This is a genomic window from Pseudohalocynthiibacter sp. F2068 (assembly GCF_023015645.1).
Lineage (GTDB): Bacteria > Pseudomonadota > Alphaproteobacteria > Rhodobacterales > Rhodobacteraceae > Pseudohalocynthiibacter > Pseudohalocynthiibacter aestuariivivens.
Window position 1 is genome coordinate 202,263 of record NZ_JALKAK010000002.1, and the last position, 19,255, is coordinate 221,517.

At 51.5% G+C, this 19,255-nt stretch carries 19 protein-coding genes; 13 read left to right on the top strand and 6 right to left on the bottom strand.

The features are described from left to right. Nucleotides 1–20: 20 nt before the first annotated feature. Complete coding sequence (locus MWU63_RS03325) at nt 21–617, bottom strand: TetR/AcrR family transcriptional regulator (protein WP_247076967.1); 597 nt, start codon at nt 615–617, stop codon at nt 21–23. A gap of 189 nt (nt 618–806) precedes the next feature. Between MWU63_RS03325 and rpmG the strand changes: the two genes are divergently transcribed. Both rpmG and MWU63_RS03335 read left to right on the top strand, forming a co-directional pair. Next, complete coding sequence (gene rpmG, locus MWU63_RS03330; protein ID WP_213887383.1) at nt 807–974, top strand: 50S ribosomal protein L33; 168 nt, start codon at nt 807–809, stop codon at nt 972–974. A 110-nt stretch (nt 975–1,084) separates the two neighbouring features. Then, nucleotides 1,085–1,597: a GNAT family N-acetyltransferase gene (locus tag MWU63_RS03335; protein ID WP_246531563.1), complete on the top strand. Its 513-nt coding sequence runs from the start codon at nt 1,085–1,087 to the stop codon at nt 1,595–1,597. A gap of 55 nt (nt 1,598–1,652) precedes the next feature. Here the strand turns inward: MWU63_RS03335 and MWU63_RS03340 are convergent, their stop codons facing one another. Beyond that, complete coding sequence (locus MWU63_RS03340; protein WP_213887384.1) at nt 1,653–2,372, bottom strand: Bax inhibitor-1/YccA family protein; 720 nt, start codon at nt 2,370–2,372, stop codon at nt 1,653–1,655. Between the two features lie 150 nt (nt 2,373–2,522). Then, nucleotides 2,523–2,717 carry a DUF1127 domain-containing protein gene (locus tag MWU63_RS03345; RefSeq protein ID WP_213887385.1) on the bottom strand — a complete coding sequence of 65 codons (195 nt, stop codon included), beginning with the start codon at nt 2,715–2,717 and terminating at the stop codon, nt 2,523–2,525. 123 nt (nt 2,718–2,840) lie between these two features. On the opposite strand from MWU63_RS03345, the gene MWU63_RS03350 reads away from it, so the two are divergent. Continuing rightward, on the top strand, nt 2,841–3,695 hold the full coding sequence (locus MWU63_RS03350) for a LysR substrate-binding domain-containing protein (RefSeq protein ID WP_247076969.1): 855 nt from the start codon (nt 2,841–2,843) through the stop codon (nt 3,693–3,695). On the opposite strand, the gene MWU63_RS03355 is transcribed toward MWU63_RS03350, so the two are convergent. Continuing rightward, a complete protein-coding gene (locus MWU63_RS03355) occupies nt 3,692–4,651 on the bottom strand; it encodes an NADPH:quinone oxidoreductase family protein (protein WP_213887387.1) in 960 nt (319 codons plus the stop codon). The genes MWU63_RS03350 and MWU63_RS03355 overlap by 4 nt on opposite strands. A gap of 331 nt (nt 4,652–4,982) precedes the next feature. Between MWU63_RS03355 and MWU63_RS03360 the strand changes: the two genes are divergently transcribed. The 4 genes from MWU63_RS03360 to MWU63_RS03375 all read left to right on the top strand — a co-directional run bounded on the left by MWU63_RS03360 (nt 4,983) and on the right by MWU63_RS03375 (nt 8,264). Beyond that, nucleotides 4,983–5,357 carry a helix-turn-helix transcriptional regulator gene (locus MWU63_RS03360; RefSeq protein ID WP_213887388.1) on the top strand — a complete coding sequence of 125 codons (375 nt, stop codon included), beginning with the start codon at nt 4,983–4,985 and terminating at the stop codon, nt 5,355–5,357. A 76-nt stretch (nt 5,358–5,433) separates the two neighbouring features. Next, nucleotides 5,434–6,246, top strand: coding sequence for a histidinol-phosphatase (gene hisN, locus MWU63_RS03365; RefSeq protein WP_213887389.1), 813 nt, complete (start codon nt 5,434–5,436; stop codon nt 6,244–6,246). Nucleotides 6,247–6,396: 150 nt separating this feature from the next. Then, nucleotides 6,397–7,731 (top strand): 8-oxoguanine deaminase, encoded by a 1,335-nt coding sequence (locus MWU63_RS03370; protein ID WP_247076970.1) that lies wholly within the window; start codon nt 6,397–6,399, stop codon nt 7,729–7,731. A gap of 59 nt (nt 7,732–7,790) precedes the next feature. Next, nucleotides 7,791–8,264, top strand: a complete 474-nt coding sequence (locus MWU63_RS03375) for a CAP domain-containing protein (protein ID WP_247076972.1) — start codon at nt 7,791–7,793, stop codon at nt 8,262–8,264. Here MWU63_RS03375 and guaD read toward each other — a convergent pair whose 3' ends face one another. After that, entirely contained in the window at nt 8,265–9,566 is a 1,302-nt protein-coding gene (gene guaD / locus MWU63_RS03380) for a guanine deaminase (RefSeq protein ID WP_213887392.1), read from the bottom strand. 122 nt (nt 9,567–9,688) lie between these two features. On the opposite strand from guaD, the gene mgtE reads away from it, so the two are divergent. The 5 genes from mgtE (at nt 9,689) to MWU63_RS03405 (ending at nt 15,237) form a co-directional block, all read left to right on the top strand. Beyond that, a complete protein-coding gene (mgtE, locus tag MWU63_RS03385; RefSeq protein ID WP_213887393.1) occupies nt 9,689–11,071 on the top strand; it encodes a magnesium transporter in 1,383 nt (460 codons plus the stop codon). Beyond that, nucleotides 11,056–11,619, top strand: a complete 564-nt coding sequence (locus tag MWU63_RS03390) for a 5-formyltetrahydrofolate cyclo-ligase (RefSeq protein ID WP_213887394.1) — start codon at nt 11,056–11,058, stop codon at nt 11,617–11,619. Before mgtE ends, MWU63_RS03390 begins: the two co-directional genes overlap by 16 nt. An 81-nt stretch (nt 11,620–11,700) precedes the next feature. After that, nucleotides 11,701–12,513, top strand: a complete 813-nt coding sequence (locus MWU63_RS03395; protein ID WP_213887395.1) for a TIGR00282 family metallophosphoesterase — start codon at nt 11,701–11,703, stop codon at nt 12,511–12,513. Continuing rightward, nucleotides 12,510–13,436, top strand: coding sequence for a DMT family transporter (locus tag MWU63_RS03400; protein WP_247076974.1), 927 nt, complete (start codon nt 12,510–12,512; stop codon nt 13,434–13,436). The genes MWU63_RS03395 and MWU63_RS03400 overlap by 4 nt, the downstream gene beginning before the upstream one ends. Before the next feature lie 19 nt (nt 13,437–13,455). Next, nucleotides 13,456–15,237 carry an SLC13 family permease gene (locus MWU63_RS03405; RefSeq protein ID WP_213887396.1) on the top strand — a complete coding sequence of 594 codons (1,782 nt, stop codon included), beginning with the start codon at nt 13,456–13,458 and terminating at the stop codon, nt 15,235–15,237. A 1,279-nt stretch (nt 15,238–16,516) separates the two neighbouring features. On the opposite strand, the gene MWU63_RS03410 is transcribed toward MWU63_RS03405, so the two are convergent. Further along, nucleotides 16,517–18,298, bottom strand: coding sequence for an SLC13 family permease (locus MWU63_RS03410; RefSeq protein ID WP_213887398.1), 1,782 nt, complete (start codon nt 18,296–18,298; stop codon nt 16,517–16,519). 121 nt (nt 18,299–18,419) lie between these two features. Here MWU63_RS03410 and MWU63_RS03415 point away from each other — a divergent pair, with 121 nt between their 5' ends. Beyond that, nucleotides 18,420–19,160, top strand: coding sequence for a YebC/PmpR family DNA-binding transcriptional regulator (locus tag MWU63_RS03415; protein WP_213887399.1), 741 nt, complete (start codon nt 18,420–18,422; stop codon nt 19,158–19,160). Nucleotides 19,161–19,255: the final 95 nt, after the last annotated feature.

Consider the following 19,255-nt stretch of genomic DNA (forward strand, 5'->3'; position numbering starts at 1 on the left):
ACCTTTTGCGTAAAAAAAAGTTAACCTAGACCCGCCCTAAGAATTTTTTCGATGCCAGCTGCATGTTTCTTCGCAGGACCCTCTATCGCGTTGAGATAGAATTGTCTGTTCAACTGATTTATTGTTCCGGTAACGAGGACCAGTAGAAGGGACAGGTCTGCGGTTTTTGAAACCAGGCCTTCCTGTTTGCCGTCTTCAAGAAGCTGACGCGTAATGGTAATAACCGTCCTGTCGCCCATAGTGCCAGAAACGCGCGGCCAGAGAACCGCAAGATTGTTGGTAGTAAATATTGAGGCATGCGGATGCTCATCGTAAAATTCGCAGAACGTTTTAACATAAGTGCGGAACTTCTCAGAAAACCCGGTTTCGCGGCTTAGGGCCAATGTTATGCGGTGCATAAGTTCCTTGTAAGAACGCTCAAATAGAACGAGGACGAGTTCGTCTTTGGTTTTGAAGTGTTTGTAAAGCGCCGGGTTGCTGTAGCCAGTTGCCGAGGCGATATCCCTGATTGACGTTGCCGAAAGTCCACGCTCGGCAAACAGGCGCAGGCCTTCTACCAGAATGCGCCTTTTAGAAGGCGGATCGTCGTCCGAGATATAGAATATGGAATCAGTCATATTGGTGTAGTTAGCAAGCGCTAACTATAAGGTCAATTTATTCTGTTGCGCTTGAACCTTTCACGTTTTTCACTATTCCCCGGCTTTACGGTTGACTCGGGCCTTCAAGCGTATAAAAGGCGGGCTTCAAGGATTTCACGGGTGGCCCCGAACGCTGTTTGTTGCCGCCCCGTTGACTGGAGCAAGACCATGGCGAAGCCGACCACAATTAAAATCCGCCTGAACTCCTCGGCGGGCACAGGCCACTTCTATGTGACCAAGAAAAATGCACGCACCATGACCGAAAAGATGGTGGTCAATAAGTATGACCCCGTTGTGCGCAAGCACGTGCCGTACAAAGAAGGCAAAATCAAGTAAGCCCTTTTTAAGAAACGACACGATGAGGCCGCGCAACGAGCGCGGCTTTTTCATTTCCCCCTCTCGCCGCGCGGATCTCGACACCTCAACTGCGAAGCGGAGCGCGTGAAATGTTTAAGACACAATCACTGACGATCAAAACGGCAACTATGGCAGATCTCTCTGTTGTTGAGGAATTGCTGCGGAAGAGTTACCCAGTTCTGCTGAAGCCGGATTACAAGCCATCGGTACTTGCAATGGCATTGCCGATGATCACCAAAGCCAACCCACGATTACTTCGTTCTGCCAGCTATTACGTTGTACGGGATTCAGAAGGTGTTGCGGTCGGCGTTGGTGGTTGGACATGGATCAGCCCAATGGGTGGCGCAGGTCGAAACGATCTTGCCCATATACGCCACGTCGCGACCGATCACAGGCGCACGCGGCAAGGTATCGGGAGAGCACTGATGCGTCATATCTATCAGCGCGCCTATGAGGCGGGAGCAAGGCGTATGGATTGCATGAGCACCGTAACTGCAGAACCGTTTTACGAAGCTATGGGATTTCAGAGAATCGGCTCTGTTGAACTGAGCCTTGCAGCGGGTATCCGGTTTCCAGCGACACAAATGCACATTGGTTTGTAACAAAAAAAAGGGCCAATCCGCAGACTGGCCCTTTTACTTGAATTTTTCAGGTGTTTTATTCGCGGTTGCCGAAAAGGTGCAGCAAGAACATGAACATGTTGATGAAGTCGAGGTAAAGGTTCAGCGCGCCCATAATTGCCGCTTTTCCCATCCATTCGCTGTCACCCATGTGTGCATGTTGCAGGTAGGTATTCTTGATCTTCTGTGTGTCATAGGCTGTTAATCCCGCAAAGATCAGCACACCGATCATTGAGATCGCGAACATGATGGCAGGTGAGCCAAGGAAGATATTGATGATCGACGCGACGATCAGGCCAATTACACCCATGATCAGGAAGGATCCCCAAGCCGAGATATCTTTCTTAGTGGTGTAACCCCAGAGGCTGAGCCCGGCAAATGCGATAGCGGTCACGAGAAAGGTCTGCGTAATTGAGAAATCAGTGTAGATCGCGAAGATATAGCTGATTGATAGGCCCATCGCTGCTGCGAAGGCATAGAAAAACAACTGCGCACCTGCAGCAGACAACCGATTGATCATAGCACCGAATGCGAAAACCATGATCAACGGTGCAAACATTACGATGTAACGGGTGAACCCGGTGAACAACATTGAAAGCATTGCTTCGTTATTGCCGACTGCCCACGAAACGAGCCCAGTCATCAGAAGGCCCACGGACATAGTGCCGTAGACTTTGTTCATATGCGCGCGCAGGCCCGCATCAATGTCGGCGGTGCGTGTCCCTGCCCGTGCGCCAACTTGGTCAAATTCTGCCATTTTAGGCCTCCAAACCTGTTAATAAGGTAGGCAGCCCTCGAAAAAGGGCCGCCCTCGCTGCTAAATATCGGCAATGACGACCCATTTTACAAGATTTTCCGCAGATAAATGCGGAAATAATCTTTTTGTGCTTAAGGACTCGTTTACGAATTAGATGTCCCAGAACGCGCGGCGGCTTTCGCGCGCTGCTTCGGTGGCCGTGATGCCAAGGTCATTCAACCGGAAATCGTCAAGGCGGCTTAGTGCATTTCTTTGACGTGCGGCAGCAAATGCCAATGAGATTTTCTTACCCAGTTTTACCCGGTTGCTTGAAGCCCGTAGGGCGTTGGCGGTTATTGAAGTCATCGCTGTTCCCTTTCTATTGTGTGATGCGATTATGGTTTTTCATCAAAAGACTTGATGTATATGACAACATGTGTATCATTTTAAAAATGAATGTTTTTGAAACTATACATCAAGGATTGTGATATGCTTCGAAATATGGACATGACTGCCCTGCGTTCATTTGTTGCAGTGTCAGATGCTGGCGGCGTGACAAAGGCCGCGGGGTTTTTGCATGTGACGCAATCGGCGGTGTCAATGCAGCTCAAGAGGTTGGAGGAATCGCTGAATGTTCAATTGCTTGATCGGTCTGCACGACAGATTGGCCTCACAGTGCATGGTGAGCAGTTATTGGGCTATGCCCGGCGTATGCTTGACCTGAATGACGAGGTATACGCCCGACTCACCCATCAGGCGTTTGAGGGAGAGCTTACACTTGGTGTCCCGCATGACATCGTTTACCCGGCGGTTCCCAAGGTATTGCAGCGATTCAATGCAGCCTATCCTCGTGTCAGGGTTCATTTGGTTTCGTCCTTCACCCGCAATCTTCACAACCTATTCGGGCACGGCGAATGTGACATTATCCTGACCACCGAAGATTTCTGCGAGGCGGGGGGCGAAACATTAACAGAGATACCTCTGGTCTGGATTGGTGCCCCCGATGGCACCGCCTGGAAATCCCGACCGCTTCGATTGGCTTTTGAGCATAACTGTATTTTTCGGATAGGCGTGCAGGAAGCGCTGGATCGCGCTGGTATCCCCTGGGAGATGGCAGTTGAATCAGACAGCTCGCGTACCATCGAAGCAAGCGTAAGCGCAGATCTGGCTGTTCATACTGTTTTACAGGGAATGGGTGCTCCCTATTTGGAGCCGGTGCGTCATGGAGGGGCCCTACCAGAACTTACATCGAAAAAAATTAATCTCTATGTTTCGGATTTAGCAAAGGGGCAGGCGGCAGAAGATCTTGTGCAGTATATACGTTCTGCATTTAGCAGCCTTTAGAGCGTAACAATAACCTTGCCTGTTGATTTTCGCTGGCGCAGCGTTTCAAACGCGTCGTCCAGTTGATCGAAAGGAAAGCTGTGGCTGATATGCGGCTTTAAGGTACCTTCGGCGTACCATTCAAAAAGCCGAGCCATGCTTCCGGTCAGCGTTTCCGGGCTAAACTTAAGATACCCACCCCAGTAGAGGCCGACGACACTTATGTTTTTAACGAGCAGAAGGTTGGCGGGTATTTGTGGAACAGTCCCACTGGCAAAACCGATTACAAGTATCCGCGCTTCTGGGTTACATGCGCGAAGCGCAGCAGTGAATTGTTCTCCACCGATCGGGTCGTAAACAACATTTGCACCGCCAAGCGCTTTTACGGCTTCGCGGATATCTTGGGTGTCACTGTCAATCAGGTGGTCTGCACCGGCTTCTTTGGCCACAGCAAGTTTGTCTTTCCCGCGCGCGCAGGCAATCACCCTTGCGCCCATTTGCTTGCCAATTTGCACTGCAGTTAAACCAACACCGCCCGCTGCACCCAAAACAAGAAGAGTCTCGCCTCTGCGCAAGCCGGCTTTGTGGTCCAACGCCATATGAGACGTTCCATACGCGATCTGAAAAGCAGCAGCGTCTGAGAACGGCATGTCGTCAGGCAGGGGAACGCAACGGTCCGCTCCGAAACACCCATATTCAGCCAACCCTCCTTGCCCGGAAAATACTGCAACTCGCGTTCCGATTGACGGGGAAGTTACATTCGGCCCCAAAGCGTCAACCGTGCCTGCGAGTTCCATTCCAGGTATGAATGGAAGCACAGGCTTTTCCTGATATTGCCCTTTCATCATCAATAGATCAGCAAAGTTTAATCCGCAGGTTTCTATTTTAACGCGAACCTGACCCGCTGCGGGTTCCGGGGTCGGGATGGAGCAAAGCTGCGCCTTCACGTTGTAGTTTTTGACTTGATAAGCGCGCATTTTCCGATTTTTCCCCGTTAATTTTGCCAATGCGACTGCTAAGCATTTCGGTGTAGGCAGGTCAAGATTCGCAATTTGCGAAATAAACGAATGAGTAATAATTGCAAAAAGCATTGCAAAATGCTAAACACGCAGAGGTAGATTAAAATAATATGTGATTCTTCTTAATGGAGAAACGGAAATTATGTGGAAAAAGTCTCCTTTGAGTACCGTTCAAGGCGTGATTGGCGCGTTAAACGTGAAAAATAAAAAAATATGGATTTTTTGTTGGGTTTGGCACGAAACTTGCTTGTATATAGTTTGGTAGCTACAGATTTTGGGAGTAACGAGAATGAAGCATCCTGTTGATGTGCACGTAGGGAAACGCATACGCCATCGTCGTTGGATGGTTGGCATGACTCAGCAGCAATTGGCTGAGAAAGTCGGAATTAAGTTTCAGCAAATACAAAAGTATGAAACTGGCATGAACCGGGTAAGCGCATCTCGTCTATGGGATATTTCTGAAACGCTCGGTGTTCCGATTTCGTTTTTCTTTGAAGGCATTCGTGAAAGCGAAGGCGCAGAGGGCGAAAAAGGTCAAACCATTCCAGGTGATATTCTTGCTGACAAAGAAGCGCTGGATCTTATTAGGTCGTACTACAAGATTCCCGAGAATCAGCGTCGGCGTTTGTTCGACTTGGCAAGAGTGCTTAGCGACGCGGCTTAGGTCTCAGGTTACGCGGGCTTGACGCAGTTAATCGTTGCAAGCTAGGGCGTGGGTGTAACCCGGCTCTGGTGGTGGAATGTCAAAATTAAATGAAACAGAAAAGCAGTCTCTGAAGGAGACTGCTTTTGCTATGGCTGATGTCGCACGGGCTGTTACGCTCCGCTATTTTCGACAAGCTAACCTTCAAACCGATAATAAATATGTTGAAGGGTTTGATCCCGTCACAATTGCTGACCGTGAAGCAGAACAGGCGATGCGCGCGATTCTGCAAGAAAGACGCCCAGACGATGGAATTCGTGGTGAAGAATTTGGAGACGAGCCCGGTTCCAGCGGATTGACTTGGGTGCTTGACCCGATTGATGGTACGCGAGGTTTTATCAGCGGCACTCCGACCTGGGGGGTCCTGATTTCCATTCGGGATCAGAGCGGCCCAATTTTTGGCGTAATAGACCAGCCCTATACGGGCGAACGTTTTATCGGTGGGATGGGCGAAGCCTATATGGCCGGACCCCATGAAACAAAACCGCTGGGTGTGCGTGGTGCCCGCCCCCTGCATCAATCTGTTCTTTTTACGACATTTCCTGAAGTAGGGTCTGCCGAGGAAGGCGCTGCGTTTCACGATGTTGCCAAACAAGTGCAACTGACGCGATACGGGATGGATTGTTATGCTTATGCGCTACTCGCCCACGGGCAGATTGATTTGGTGATTGAAGCCGGGCTTCAGGATTTTGATATTCAGGCACCGATAGCGGTGATCGAAGCTGCGGGCGGAATTGTGACAGACTGGCAAGGACGTCCTGCACATGACGGCGGGCGCGCGCTGGCAGCGACGAACCCGGAAACACACGCAGCAGCGCTTGCGATCCTTTCAAAAACGCCAGAGCAATAGCCGCACCAACCTATCAATATCGCGCCAGCAAGATATTGGCGTGGAAGTGCTTATGGGTTAGTCTGTAAAAGTCTGCCGAGTCCTTTTCCCCTTTCTGTCGGCGGGAACACACATGTGCCGAAGGGGGCAGAAACATGTGTGGAGCGGAAAATGTCCGAAGTTGTTATTAAGAATGCCGATTACGTGGTCACCATGGATGATACGCGCGCGACCATTGCGAATTGCGATATCCTGATGCGCGATGGCGTGATTGCCGAAGTAGGGAAAAACCTCAGTTCAACCGGTGAAATCGTCAATGCTATTGGGTGTGTTGTGACGCCGGGCTTGGTGAATACGCATCACCACCTTTATCAAACACTGACACGCGCGGTGCCAGGTGCGCAGGACGCGCTTTTGTTTGGCTGGTTGCAGCGTTTGTATCCAATCTGGTCGCGTTTCGGACCCGAAGAAATGCGTGTGTCTGCTCAGGCTGGCTTGGCCGAGCTTGCGTTGTCTGGGTGCACCATGAGCGCAGATCATCTGTATCTTTATCCAAACGGTGCGCGGCTTGAAGATACGATAGAAGCCGCAGCTGAGGTTGGCCTCAGGTTCCACCCGACGCGTGGCGCAATGTCGATTGGGGAAAGCGATGGCGGATTGCCCCCTGATAATTTGGTCGAACGCGAACAAGACATTCTGAACGATTGCATCCGTGTGGTTGATGGTTTTCACGATGCGACCGAAGGTTCGATGGTCAGGGTCGGTATCGCGCCATGCTCCCCATTTTCGGTCAGCCGCGAACTGATGCGTGACGCTGCTATTTTGGCCCGGGACAAGGGAGTGATGTTGCACACTCATCTGGCGGAAAATGATGAAGATATTGCTTACAGTCTTGAAAAGTTCGGCTGTCGTCCGGGCCAGTATGCCGAGGATCTTGACTGGACTGGCGCGGATGTCTGGCATGCCCACTGCGTAAAGCTTAATTGTCAGGAAATTGATCTGTTTGCGCGCTCCTCAACCGGTGTTGCACATTGTCCCTGTTCGAACTGTCGACTTGGCTCGGGCATCGCACCAGTTCGCGCGATGCGTGATGCTGGCGTCAATGTTGGGCTTGGGGTTGATGGCTCAGCTTCGAATGACACTGGCAACCTGATGAGCGAGGCACGGCAAGCCATGCTCTTGCAACGCGTTTTCCGGGGAGCGGACGCGATGAGTGCACAAGAAGCACTGGAGATTGCGACACGTGGCGGGGCCGAGGTGCTGGGGCGTAAAGATTGCGGCCAGATCGTGCCCGGGAAACGTGCCGATCTTGCCGTCTGGGATGTTTCGGGTGTCGAGAGTGCAGGTAGTTGGGACCCTGCGGCCTTGCTACTGGCCGGACCAAATAAGGTGCGTGATCTGTTTGTCGAGGGGCGGCAAGTTGTTCGAGACGCGCAAATGGTGACAATCGATTTGCCAAAGGTGGTAGAGCGGCAGAACGCGTTAGCACGTCGTCTCATCGAATGAGAACTGGCATATCGCGGTTCTGGTGTTAGGTTTGAAGCCCACTTTCAGAGGTTTGCAGAATGAGAAAATTGATTCTGGCGCTGATAAGTCTTGTCCTGATCTCAGCCTGTGGTTTGGGTAAGGATGATAGCACAGCAACTGCGCCCCGAAACGCGGACGAAGCCGCGCAACAGATGGTTTCGTTGCTGAACAGCACGCGCCGCACACGCGGGATTGGCATGTTGTCACTTTCCAGCGCTCTCAATACAGCGGCGCAGATCCATGCGAACGATATGTCTTCACGCAGTTATTTTTCACATATATCGCCCGAAGGTGCGACTTCGCAAAGCCGCGTCGCTATGCAAGATTACAATGCCTGTGTTGTTGCAGAAAACATATCAAAGGGCCACGTTACAGCAGCAGCGACTTTGCAGGACTGGATGAATTCCCCCGGTCACCGAGATAACAATTTACGCGCGGAAGTCTCGGAAATTGGTGTTGGTTATGCAACCGGGGATTACTGGGTTCTTTTGTTTGCGGAACCGGGGTGCTGATTAAGTTTGGGCTTGGTAGCGCTGTCCGCCGATCCATGTGTCTATAATGGCACGGTCGTCGCCCATCATAATTGTCGGAAAAAGCGCTTCCCACAGATTTTCGGCACGGGCAGTTCGCTGTGCAATCGCTGGTGTTGAGCTGAGGTCCAGCACTACAATGTCGGCCTCCATTCCGGGCGCGAGATTGCCAATCTTATCATCAGCGCGCAGCGCGCGGGCCGAACCGACAGTTGCCAACCAGTAAATCTGTGCCGCGTGAAGCGGTGTGCCGCGTAGCTGGCCAACTTCATAAGCCGCAGCCATCGTGCGCAGCATTGAAAAGCTCGACCCTCCCCCTGTATCGGTGGCCAGACCTATGCGCTGACCCTCTGCCATCAGACCAGCCATATCAAACAGTCCAGAGCCGATGAATGTGTTGGAGGTTGGGCAATGGATCAGGCTTGCGTCAGCTTCTTTCAAGCGCGTGCGTTCGCGTTCTGTCAGGTAAATGGAATGGCCATACAAACCCCCGGGGCCAATCAGCCCAAATTGCTCATATGTGTCCAGATAATCGCGCGCATCCGGGAAAAGGTCAGCAACCCAAGCAACCTCGTCCGTTTGTTCAGACAAATGGGTCTGCATGAGGCAACCTGGATGCTCCGCCCAAAGTGAACCCATCGCGTCCAGTTGTTCGGGTGTTGAGGTTGGGGAAAATCGCGGTGTGATGGCGTAGGATAAACGTTCCTGACCATGCCATTTTTCTAACAATTGCTTGCTATCGTCATAACCCGATTTCGCCGTGTCCAGCAGCCCGTCGGGCGCATTTCGGTCCATGCAGGTTTTCCCGGCAAATACACGTTGCCCACGCGCAAGCGCTGCCTCAAAAAAGGCGTCAACGCTTTCTGGATGTATGGTGCAGAAACTGGCGACAGTTGTTGTGCCATGCGCGAGTGTCAAATCCAGATAGCGCCCCGCGACTTCGTCAGCGAAACCTTTATCTCCAAAACGCATTTCTTCGGGAAAAGTGTAGGCGTTCAGCCAGTCGATCAGCCGTTTCCCCCAACTCGTAATTATCGCGGTTTGGGGATAGTGCACATGCGCATCGACAAATCCTGCTGTGATAAGCGCATCGCCATAATCATGTACTTTTGCATGGGGATAAGCTGCGCGCAGTGTGTCACCCTCACTTACCCCAAAGATCACTCCATCTTTGACCAGCACACCGCCGTTTTGTCGAACCTCTGCTGAGTCAACAATTGGCGAGTGAAATGGATCACTGGTGTAAGATAAAGTCTGACCAAGTAAAAGATGAGTGGTTGTCATAAATGTCGCGCTCCTTGCTGCCTAAAGATACGGGGGGTTTTGGCACAGGTAAATCGCCCTATTTGCACTGTTTATTTGAAAGTCTTTTGTCTAATGTAGCGCAAAAGCTTGGGGGCAAAGGCATGAGCGAAGACATCCTTGAAAATGATGATCGCGAAGACGAAGACTTTGCACTTGATGATGAACTTGTGGATCAGGTCCTCAGGGCATTGGAAGCTCAGGATTTTGTCCATCTTGAAGCCCTGCTTGAACCTCTTCATGCGGCGGATATCGCTGACATGTTGGAACAAATCGACTACAAAGACAGACGCGCGCTTGTTGTCTTTTGGAGAGGCGGGATAGATGGCGACATCCTGTCTGAACTTGACGAAGGACTACGAGAAGAAGTTATCGGTTTTCTTGAACCGGAAGAATTGGCCGGTGCCGTTCGCGGTCTGGAAACAGACGATGTCGTCGATCTACTTGAAGATCTCGAAGGCCCTCAGAAAGAAGCTATTCTCGTTGCTTTGGAAGACGCTGACAGGGTGGCAGTGCAACAAGCGCTGTCTTATCCGGAAGAATCTGCTGGTCGCCTCATGCAGCGCGAAGTTGTCATCGCGCCGGAGCATTGGAATGTTGGTCAGGCCATCGATCATCTTCGCGCACAAAATGATCTGCCCGAAGAGTTTTATCATGTCATTCTGGTTGATCCAAGGTTTAAGCCAACAGGCTATGTCACGCTTGGAAAACTACTTGGCGCGCCGCGTGCGGTCAAATTGCGCGATTTGACTGAAGAAAGTTTCATGACAGTCAGGGTGACACAGCCCGAAGAAGATGTCGCCTATGCCTTTAATCAGTATCACCTGATATCAGCCCCAGTCGTTGATGAAAATGACCGACTGGTGGGTGTTATTACAATTGATGACGCTATGGTAGTTTTGGATGAGGGTCATGAAGAAGATATTCTTCGTCTGGCGGGTGTTGGCGAAACAAGTCTGTCTGACAAGGTTTTTGAAACAACCAAGGCGCGGTTTCCATGGCTTTTTGTTAACCTGATTACTGCGATTTTAGCCTCATTGGTGATTGCACAGTTTGAAGCTTTGATAGCGCAGCTTGTTGCGCTTGCCGTACTGATGCCAATTGTGGCGTCGATGGGGGGCAATGCAGGAACACAGGCGTTGACGGTCGCCGTGCGGGCCTTGGCAACCAAAGACCTTACAAGCTCTAACTTCTGGCGTGTTATTCGACGCGAAGCATTGGTTGGTCTCGCCAATGGCCTGGTTTTTGCCGTGGTAATGGGGCTGGTCGGTTACTTCTGGTTCGGAAACGCGTTGCTTGGCGTCGTTATCGCATCAGCTATGGTGATCAATCTGGTAGTAGCTGGGCTGGCGGGGATTTTCGTGCCCGTGTCACTTGATAAAATGGGTGTGGATCCGGCGCTTGCATCTGGTGCTTTCGTTACAACGGTGACGGATGTGGTCGGGTTTTTTGCCTTTTTGGGGTTGGCGGCATGGGTACTGATTTAGCGGTTCGTAAGGCTGAGGCTCGTAAAGCAGCCTTTGCACGCCGAAAAGCAGCGCATGCAGAAGGGCAGGGCGCAGTTGGTGCGGCACGGCTTCTGGAGTTGCTGGAACCCTACGGCGGTAAAACCATCTCTGGTTTTCTGCCGATCCGTACCGAGATTGATCCCCGTCCTGCGATGACAAAAATGGCAGAAAGCAGTTTCATAACTGTTCCGGTGATCGAGGGGGCAGGTCTCCCTTTGAAATTCAGTCAGTGGACGCCGGGCTGCGCGTTGATTGACGGGCCCTTCGGTGCGCAAATTCCGGCGGAAGCACGCTACCTCGAACCTGAAGTTTTGATTGTTCCACTGGTCGCATTCGACCGCACAGGAAACCGGCTTGGCTATGGTGGTGGTTTCTATGACCGAACGCTCGAACGGCTGCGTGCCATTCGGAAAACAATCGCAATCGGTTTTGCATTCTCAGCCCAAGAAGATAACGATTTGCCACTTGAAGAAACGGATCAACCTCTGGATTTCATTGTCACGGAAAAAGAAATCGTTAGGTTCTGACCTTACCTTTTTCCCAAAATATCCCCGCCGGAGGCATGAAAGTTTATTGCACATCCTTGATATGCGGCCTAGGCAGATTGCATGAGAATTCTGTTTTTAGGTGATGTCGTAGGCCGTTCAGGCCGCACTGCGATCAAGGAACGACTTGCAGGTCTGCGTGCAGACTGGCGGCTTGATTTTATTGTTGTGAATGGTGAAAACGCAACATCGGGCGTTGGTTTGTCGGGCGCACATGCAAAAGTATTGTTCGATGCGGGGGCCGATGTTGTCACTTTAGGTGATCACGCTTTTGATCAGCGGGATATGCTGACCTTTATCGAACGGGAACCACGCGTGCTGCGCCCATTGAATTTCGCAAAAGATGCGCCCGGTAAAGGCGCGCGATTGTATGATGCAGGTCGGGGCCGCAAGATTCTGGTGATGCAGGTCCTTGGGCAGGTCTTTATGAAACGCCCATTTGATGATCCGTTTTCAGCTGTTGAGACTGAACTGAAGAAACATCCGTTGGGCGGTATGGCGCAGGCGATTTTGGTCGACGTTCATTGTGAAGCAACAAGTGAAAAGATGGCTATGGGGCATTGGTGCGACGGCCGAGCCAGCATTGTTGTCGGAACGCACACCCATATTCCTACGGCCGATGCCCAGATATTGCCTGCTGGTACAGCCTTTCAGGCAGATGCCGGGATGTGCGGCGACTATAATTCCGTGATCGGTATGGATAAGGCAGAGCCAATGCGTCGGTTTGTGACGGGTATGGGCAAGGGCCGCTTCACGCCAGCAACAAACGAGGCGACGCTTTCCGGCCTTTTCATTGAAACAGATGACCGGACGGGCAAGGCAAACCAGGTGAAAATGGTGCGTGTTGGCGGCCGCCTTGAAGAAAGCACCCCGTGACAACCCGGATGGGGCCAATACTTGTGCTGTTGCTGATGGGGGCAGGGTGGGGTCTCACGCAGCCACTGTCAAAACTCGCGGTCAGCGGCGGCTACCGGGCGTTTGGGCTCATATTCTGGCAATTGGTCATTGCTGCTGTCGTGCTTGGTGCAGTCACAAAACTACGTGGTAAATCTTTGCCTTTTAAAGCAAGGCATCTGCAGCTTTATCTCGTGATCGCTTTGGTTGGTACACTCATGCCTAATACAGCGTCATACAAAGCGATCCAGCATTTGCCCTCAGGTGTGATTTCAGTTTTGCTTTCGCTTGTTCCTATGTTTGCCTTTCCGGTTGCTCTTTTGTTTGGTGTCGACCGTTTCAGTTGGTTGCGTCTTTTAGGCCTTTGTTTTGGATTGCTTGGTGTCCTTTTGATCATTGGCCCAGAGGCAAGCTTGCCGGAGCGGGCGATGTTGATTTTCATTCCGCTCGCGCTGATAGCTCCGGTTTTTTACGGACTTGAAGGCAACATCGTCGCAAAATGGGGCACGGCGGGACTCGACCCAATTCAGGTGCTCTATGGGGCATCCCTGATGGGTGCATTTATCGCATTTCCGCTCGCAATATTATCTGGCCAATGGATTGACCCGCGTCCGCCTTACGGTGTGCCCGACTATGCATTAGCCTTATCATCTGTAATTCATGCTATCGTCTACACGACCTATGTTTGGCTTGTGGGGCGTACTGGGCCGACATTTGCGGTCCAGGTTGCATATCTTGTCACTGGCTTTGGCGTGATCTGGGCGATGCTGGTTTTGGGGGAAAGCTACTCGGGCTACCTATGGCTCGCGATGGGAATGATGTTTGTCGGAATCTTTCTTGTGCAACCGCGTGATAACAACGAGCTTGTATCAGAGACACCTACGGGCAAAGATGCCAGTCAGTAGCTGGAATTGACAGGACCTGATGATTTCAAATTCCTTTTTCTCACCCACTGGTGAAGCCGTCGTCGCGCTGACCGTTGTTGCGGTGATGTTTATTCTTTTTATCCGCGAAAAATATCCGACCGAAGTCGTTGCAATTGCCGGGGCAGCAGTGATGCTGACGCTTGGTATTTTGCCTTATGACAAGGCCTTGACGGTTCTGTCAAATCCCGCGCCATGGACGATTGCGGCAATGTTCATCGTGATGGGTGCCTTGGTGCGGACGGGCGCACTTGACTGGTTTACACAGGTCGCGGAACGCAATGCAGAAGCACGACCCGTTTTGGCGATAGGCGCTTTGATGGGGTTTGTGATTTTTGCGTCTGCGATTGTGTCTAATACGCCGGTTGTTGTAGTCATGATACCGGTCTTTGTACAACTATCACGAAAGCTGAAAGTATCAGCTTCCAAGCTTCTTATACCTCTCAGCTATGCTGCGATATTAGGTGGCACCCTGACGCTTATCGGTACCTCGACAAACCTGTTGGTTGACGGTGTTGCACGCGCGAATGGGTTAGAAGCGTTTTCGATTTTCGAAGTCACACCACTTGGCTTGATCCTTGTGGCTTGGGGAATGATCTATTTGCGGTTTATCGGCCCGCGTTTGTTGCCTGATCGGGACTCGATGGCAAATCTGCTGTCTGACCGCACAAAGATGAAATTTTTTACAGAGGCCGCAATTCCGCCTGATAGCGATCTGATTGGACGTGAAGTGACCGGGGTGCAATTGTTCAAACGCGAAGGCGTTCGTCTGGTTGACGTTTTGCGCGGCGACGACTCCCTTCGGCGAAACCTGAAGGATGTAACGCTTCAGGTTGGGGACCGGGTGGTTTTGCGTACGGAAGTAACGGAACTGCTTTCACTGCAACGTAACAAAAGCCTGAAACGGGTGGATCAGCTTTCGGCGGTTGAAACGTCAACGGTTGAGGTTCTTATTTCACCCGGATGCAAGATGATTGGGCGTTCGCTTGGGGCATTGCGGTTGCGGCGGCGGTACGGGGTTTATCCTTTGGCGGTGCATCGGCGAAACCAGAACATCGGACTGCAGTTGGATGATTTGATTGTAAGGGTCGGCGATACGCTTCTTCTTGAAGGGGCGCCTGAAGATATTCAGCGGCTCGCGTCTGATATGGAAATGGTCGATATCAGCAAACCTTCTGGACGCGCCTATCGAAGGACGCATGCGCCCCTTGCCGTAATAACCTTGTTGTCGATCGTTGTTTTGGCGGCCTTTGGGGTCGCGCCAATTTTCATGCTCTCCGTCCTCGCTGTCGCCCTGGTCCTGATTGCGCGGTGCATTGATGCAGAAGAAGCATTTTCTTTCGTTGACGGGCGCTTACTTGCGTTGATTTTTTCGATGCTTGCCATCGGGGCCGCGCTGGAAGCTTCGGGGGCTGTAAAACTGATTGTAGACGCGGTCGCACCTATGCTTGGGAACATGCCTCCGTTCCTGATTATCTGGGCGATTTATCTGCTCACGTCTGTCCTGACAGAGCTTGTGTCGAACAACGCTGTTGCTGTGGTCGTTACACCCATTGCTATCGGGTTGGCTGACGCATTGGGAGTAGATGCGCGCCCCTTAGTCGTGGCGGTGATGGTCGCTGCTTCAGCGAGCTTTGCAACGCCTATTGGCTACCAGACAAACATGTTGGTCTATGGACCGGGCGGGTACAGATTTACCGATTTCATGCGCGTTGGCATTCCCCTTAATCTGAGTGTCGGGTTGCTTGCTTCGGCGATTATTCCATTTCTTTGGCCGCTGTAAATGTGCTCGGGACGGTAAGGTTATGTCAGATAGAAAAGGTAATGCGACAATACGGGCAGGCAACGACATGCCTATGACCAGGTGGTCATTCCGTTGTTTGACGGCTTGTTGGATATTGACCTGCTCTTAAGTGATAGAAGTACGTCAAGCCGTTGCCAAACGCATGCAAGAACAAGGTGCGGTCCTCGAAGCAAACGAGCGGAAAACTTTCATCACTGAGGTCAGCACAATAGCAGCCACCGTAGCAACGCTGCGCGGGTTGGTAAGCCCTTTGAATCGGAGTTATACCGCTCGCCGTTCATCAGAACTACCGATTCCTGAGAAGGCCCAAGCATAACAAGCGCGGTAACCCAGATCTCACGCTGTGCTAACCTGCGGGCTTGCACTCTGAGTTGCCGTAATTCCTGTTGCAGGCGCTTACTGTACACATACTGATCCGCTGATCTCTCACGGATTTGCGAATATCAACAGTTTCAATTGCAGTGTACGGAATGTATTCCGTTTTCATCTCTTGAATGCAATTCGCGGAGCCTGTGTTGCCGGATCCTTGTGTTTGGCACGTGACGTTGCCGGTAGGTACTTCGGTAGCCCTTGTTCTCTGCACGGCAATTTGCTGGTACATTGGTGGTATTTTTTCTATCCACTCTGCAGCGCAAACAGCTTTTTCGGCCTGAAACTCTTTCGTACTACAGCTGGCTACCGCAGCAAATAGTAGCAACGCATTCACGAATCTCATGGCCACCCTCCTTCAATTAGAGCGCTGAAGATAAACAAGAAATATCTCCCTCAAAAAGTTTAGTTTGATTTAAATTGTCACTATTTGGGTCCCGAAATTTATCTCTACCTTTTGTGCTGACGTGGGATCTCTTGGAGCAGCTCTTTCAAATCCATGAAACCGCAGAGGGCGTGTCGTTCAGCCGTTCGGCCCTCGCTTTTTCTCTACGAAGGGCCACCCGTACAAAGTCTTGCCGTCCTGTAGAAAGTAAGTCGTGCGGGCGAGACAGGCCGCTACTTTTCTTGCATGGGGTAGAGCGTTTTTAGGCAGTTACGAAAATGGTGATCAATTCATGGTTTCCCACTAATTATCTCAAGTTTGAACCTTAGGCGTCGCTTCAAGATTTGTGGAAAAAAATCCGAGTGGCTTACATTACATGAGCTTGACTGCATTTTCCCCCGCCGCGCCCTCGTTATCCTTAGGTTAAACGACAAGGGTGCGGGAAGTCTCAGAGTGCGTTTCGGGGTATTCGTCTGGGTAAGAGATGCCGTTATTTTTCACGTATTATAGAGGCCAGAACACCAAAATCGCCGGAATCGATACCGCGACGACAAGAATCTCAAGCGGCAGACCCATTCGCCAGTAGTCCCCAAATTTATACCCGCCCGGCCCAAGGATCAGTGTGTTGTTCTTATGCCCAATCGGCGTCAGGAAGGCGCAGGAAGCGGCGACTGCGACGGCCATCAGGAATGGGTCAGGGTTCACCTCCAATGTATTCGCCATTTGAATCCCGACAGGCGCTGCAACAATGGTTGTGGCGGTGTTGTTCAGAACATCCGAAAGGGTCATGGTTACAACCATCAGAACTGTCAGGATGCCCCATGCTGGCATGCCGTTTGTTACGGAAATCAGCGTTCTGGAAATCAACTCTGTCCCACCAGAAGTTTCAAGCGCTGCGCCGAGCGGGATCATGGAACCAAGCAACACCACAACCGGCCATTCAATATGTGTGTAAACTTCTGAAATTGGTATGATTTTAGTCAAGACAAAGGCGATGACCACAAGACCAAGCGCAACAGGAAGGTAGATCAGACCAAAGCTTGCCGCCGCAACGGCGGCCGCGAACAGCCCAATTGCCATCCAGACTTTCTTATCGTCTGTCACGGCAAGCCCGCGATCTGCAAGCGGCAACCCACCCAGCCAGTCGACTATTTCAGCTGCGTTTTGTTGTGGGACCAGCAATAGCAGAATGTCGCCCACACGAACTTCGGTCTTACGTACGTGGTCGGTGATCTGTTTGCCTTGCCGGGAAATTCCCATAAGCACCGTCTGTCGTCGCCAACTTAGCCCAATTGCCTGCGCAGTTCTTCCGTTGATACGTGAACTCTCGGTCACGACCATTTCAACAATTGCCAAACCTTCTGCGTCCGCGTGGAGCGCATCCTGACGCTTGGAATCTGTAAAATCGAGCGACAGTGCGGACCGGAATTCGTCAAGCGCATCAGGTTCTGCTTCCAGAACAAGCGCGTCTCCTGCGGCGAGTGTCGTGTTGCGCTGCGTTCCAAACTTACGCTTGCCGTCGCGCACAAGACCCAGAATAGCGACATCGTTTTTTTCCGCAGTTTCGTAAAGTTCGAACAACCGTTTCCCAATATGTTTGGACTCAGCGGGAATGGTAAGTTCGGCGATATACTGAGCAATTTCCGCCATCGGGTTGCCTGCGGCGCCAGTTTCTGCGCTTTGGGGGATAAGTCGCCAACCAATAAATGCCACGAAAGCCAGCCCGACTATCGCGGTAATGCCTCCGACCGGCGCAAAATCAAACATGCGGAACGGCTCGCCCAGCGCATCCTGCCGTATCGAGGCGATTATGATGTTTGGCGGTGTTCCGATCATTGTCACCATTCCGCCGAGAATGGTTGCAAAAGAGAGTGGCATCAGGCTCAGGCTTGGTGCACGATCAGCTTTTCGGGCGGTTTGAATGTCAACGGGCATCAAGAGGGCAAGTGCTGCAACATTGTTCATAAACGCTGAAAGGATGCCGCCTATTCCACCCATCAATGCGATGTGGCCACCTAGACTGCGTGAACTATCGACAAGTGTGCGTGTTATCAGAAACACCGCACCTGACCTGACCAATCCGGCAGAAACCACCAATACCAAAGCTACGACCAAGGTTGCAGGGTGCCCAAACCCGTTAAACGCGTCTTTCGAGGGAACAACTCCCAGCACCACACCAACCATCAAGGCAGCAAAAGCGACCAGGTCATATCGGAACCGCCCCCAAAGCAACAACGCGAAGACTGCGCCAAACAGGCTGAACAAAATAATCTGGTCACTGGTCATGAACGCGTCCTCTGCTTTGCATACAGCCAATCTGAATGGCGTGAAAATTGCAATGGCTTGCAGCCAGTAGGGACGCTGTTTTATAGAGGGCCAAATAGAAATTCCGCCCAAGGAGAAACTTATGGCAGGTCATTCAAAATGGGCCAACATCCAGCACCGCAAGGGGCGGCAGGATGCAGCGCGTTCGAAACTGTTTTCTAAGCTGTCAAAAGAGATCACAGTCGCCGCGAAAATGGGTGACCCGGACCCAGACAAGAACCCGCGTTTGCGGTTGGCGGTCAAAGAGGCAAAATCGAACTCTGTCCCCAAGGATGTTATTGATCGCGCAATCAAGAAATCACAAGCTGGCGAAGGTGATACCTACGACGAAATCCGCTATGAAGGTTATGGCCCCTCCGGTGTGGCGGTGATCGTCGAAGCAATGACCGATAATCGCAACAGGACGGCCTCTAACGTGCGTTCAACATTCGGAAAAAATGGTGGAAATCTGGGTGAAACCGGATCAGTATCTTTTATGTTCGACCGCAAAGGCGAGGTGGTTTATCCTGCGTCAGTTGGAGACGCAGACACGGTTTTAATGGCTGCAATAGAGGCAGGCGCTGAAGATGTCGAAAGCAACGAAGACGGGCATACGATCTATTGTGCAGACACAGATCTTAATGACGTCTCGAATGCGCTAGAATCGGAACTTGGCGAATCCGAATCCACCAAGCTCGTTTGGCAACCACAGACAACCACCGAGCTTGATCTTGAAGGCATGCAGAAGCTGATGAAGCTGATTGATGCCTTGGAAGATGATGACGATATTCAACGCGTGACCGCCAACTTTGAGGCATCTGACGAAGTGCTGGAACAGCTTTAAATTCTGCGAAATTCGGAACGCGGCACCTTTACTTGGTGCCGTGTTTTTCATTCTGGACTACCTCTATTCATGCAGGCAAATCGGGTTTGACCTTT